Source organism: Kitasatospora sp. GAS204B, assembly GCF_029892155.1.
Lineage (GTDB): Bacteria > Actinomycetota > Actinomycetes > Streptomycetales > Streptomycetaceae > Kitasatospora.
Genome location: NZ_JARZAG010000070.1, coordinates 1 through 3132 on the forward strand (window position 1 = coordinate 1; position 3132 = coordinate 3132).

Consider the following 3132-nt stretch of genomic DNA (forward strand, 5'->3'; position numbering starts at 1 on the left):
ACACCGACACCAACTGGAACACCGTCTTCGCCGGGACCGGCGCCCACCGGGTCGACCTACCCACCTACCCATTCCAACACGAACGCTACTGGCTGCCGGCCTCGGCCCCCGCTGGCGACGCGACCGACCTGGGCCTGGACTGCGCAGACCACCCAATGCTCAGCACGACGGTGGACGTGGCAGGCGGCGACACCGTCGTCCTCTCCGGCCGGGTGTCGCTGCGCACCCATCCGTGGATCGCCGATCACGTCGTGCTGGGCAAGGCGCTGCTACCGGGGGCAGCCTTCGTCGACCTGGCACTCCACGCCACTCGGCAGGTCAACTGCGCCCTTGTCGACGAACTCACACTGACCACACCGCTGGTAATCCGCGAAGACGACGACATCCAGATCCAAGTCATCATCGACGCTCCCGACGAGACCGCACGACGTTCGCTGAGCATCCACTCGCGCGCGGTCAAGTCCCAGACCGGCACCCACCGACAGTGGACCCGCCACGCCCAGGGCACGATAAGCCCCGGCGATGCCACCACGCCGCCCCCCGCGGACGTCCGCCCGCCAGCCGACGCCGTGGAGGTCGACCTCGACGACGTCTACACCAGGCTCGCTGCGCAGGGCTACCAGTACGGCCGGGTGTTTCAGAACCTGCGCCGACTCTCACGCCACCAAGACAGCATCTACGCCGAGGTGGCGCTGGCCGAGGAAGACCGCGTCGAGGCGGCGCGCTTCGTCCTGCACCCGGCACTGCTCGACGCAGCCCTGCACGCGCTACTGCCCGGCGTGGCGGACATCGCGCTCCAACCCATGATGCCCTTCTCCTGGTCCGGGATCCGCGTGTTCCAGGCCAACGCCACCGCTGTGCGGGCACGACTCGTACTCAAGCGATCCGACGACACGACCACAGCGGTCAGCCTCCAACTCACCGATGACGCGGGCCTGCCCGTGGCAGCGATCGACGAACTGCGGCTGCGCCCGCTATCCCCGGGAGACCTGCTGACGGCGAGCGGCCGGTCCACAGAGGGCCTGTTCTGCCTGCGTTGGATCCCTGTGCCGCTCACCAACGCCCCCGAGCCAGAAAACACCTGGGCAGTCCTCGGCCAAGCTGACCACCCCACCGCCACCCGTACCTACACCGGCCTCACGGCTCTGCAGCAGGCGATCGACGACGGTGAGCCCGTGCCCCCGACAGTGCTGCTGCCCATGACCTCTCTCCTTCCTTCCAACGGTCCCGCCCGCGACGACCTCGTCGTCCAAGCCAGGCAGGCCCTGAACCGGCTGCTCGAGACGGTGCAGACCTGGCTGGCCGACGACCGGTTCGCCGCCGCGCACCTGGTCGTGCTCACCAACAGCGCCGTCGTCGCCGACCCGCAAGACGCCATCGACCTTGCCCTCGCTGGCACCTGGGGCATGCTGCGCTCGGCCCAGGCCGAGCACGAGGACCGGTTCACCCTCATCGACATCGACGACCACACCAGCACACGTGACGTCCTTGGAGCCGCAGTGCTCACCGGTGAACCCCAACTGCTCATCCGGGCCGGCAAGGCATTCGTCCCAAGGCTCGTCCCCGCCGAACCCGACACATCCACCGAGTCCCTTCCGACCAGCCGGGACTGGGAAAACGGCACGGTGTTGATCTCGGGTGGTACGGGTGCTTTGGGGGCGGTTTTGGCCAGGCACCTTGTCGTGGAGTACGGCGTGCGTCATCTGCTGCTTCTCAGTCGGCGGGGTCTCGACAGTCCGGGCGCTGAAGCGTTGGGGGAGGAGTTGGCTGGGCTGGGTGCCGAGGTCCGTATCGTCGCGGTCGATGCTGCGGACCGTCAGGTGCTGGCTGCTTTGCTCGCCACGGTGCCCGAGGAGCATCCGTTGAGTGTTGTGATTCATACCGCGGGTGTCCTGGAGGATGCCACGCTCACGTCGCTGACTCCGGCTCAGCTGGAGGCTGTGATGCGGCCCAAGGTCGATGGTGCGTGGAACTTGCACGAGTTGACCGAGAACGCAGGCTTGTCGGCGTTCATCATGTACTCCTCCATTGCTGGAATCATCGGTGCTCCGGGACAGGCCAACTACGCGGCCGCCAACACCTTCCTGGATGCCCTCGCCCACCACCGCCGCCACCACGCACTGCCCGCCCAGTCCTTGGCCTGGGGATTGTGGGACATGCGGTCAGGCTTGGCCGGCGCGCTGTCCGAGGGCGACGTGGCCCGGTGGACCCGAAGCGGTGTCACACCGCTCACCGCGGAGCAGGGGCTGCGACTGTTCGACCAGGCACTCAAGCTCCGCGACCCCGTCCAGGTCCTCAACCGAGTCGACATCGCGGCCCTACGTCCTGCCGTGCATCTCCCCGCGCCACTGCGTGGCCTTGCACCCAGTCCCGCAGCAGCCCCCCGGCCGGCAACACTGGCGCAACGCCTGGCCCAGCTGCCGCAGATGGAACAGCAGCAACTACTGATCGACCTCGTCCTCGCAAAGGCCGCCACTGTGCTGGGACACACTGACCCCACCGCGATCGGCACAACCGATTCCTTCAACGAGCTCGGCTTCGACTCTCTCACCGCAATCGAGCTGCGCAATCAGCTCAACAGCGCCACCGGACTGAGCCTGCCCACTACGGTGATCTTCGATTACCCCGACCCCGACGCACTGGCCACATACCTGCACGGTGCACTCATCGTCGACCACGCCCCCTCGTCTCCCGCCGATCCGGTACTGGCCGACCTTGCCAGATTGAAGGCCGTGCTACCTACAGCGCTGTCCGACGCGACTGCTCTTAAGAGCATCGCCACCCAGCTCAGAGAACTGCTGGATCTAGCCGATGGCGCCCACGGTTCCCGCGACAGCGACCTCGATTCCGCGAGTGACGAAGAGGTCTTCGCCATCATCGACGAACTCGACTGAACTCACCCATGTACCCGGTCCCCATGACATAGGGAGCTGAGACCACGTGACTGACGAGAATGAACTCCGCCGGTACCTCAAGCGTGCGGTGGCAGATGCTCGCGTCTCTCGTGAGCGTCTGCACGCTCTCGAAGAGAAGGACCATGAGCCGGTTGCGGTGGTGGGGATGGCGTGTCGGTATCCGGGTGGTGTGGGTTCGCCGGAGGGTCTTTGGGGGTTGGTGGATTCGGGTGTTGAC

Annotated in this window: 2 protein-coding genes; both read left to right on the forward strand. The window is 66.7% G+C overall.

Translation table 11 applies throughout. The annotated features are described in order from the left end of the window. Window positions 1-2894 (forward strand): type I polyketide synthase (locus P3T41_RS36785; RefSeq protein WP_280695013.1); only part of this gene is annotated, 2894 nt, incomplete at its 5' end. A gap of 46 nt (window positions 2895-2940) precedes the next feature. Beyond that, the coding region (locus P3T41_RS36790) for a beta-ketoacyl synthase N-terminal-like domain-containing protein (protein WP_280695014.1) at window positions 2941-3132 on the forward strand (192 nt) is incomplete at its 3' end.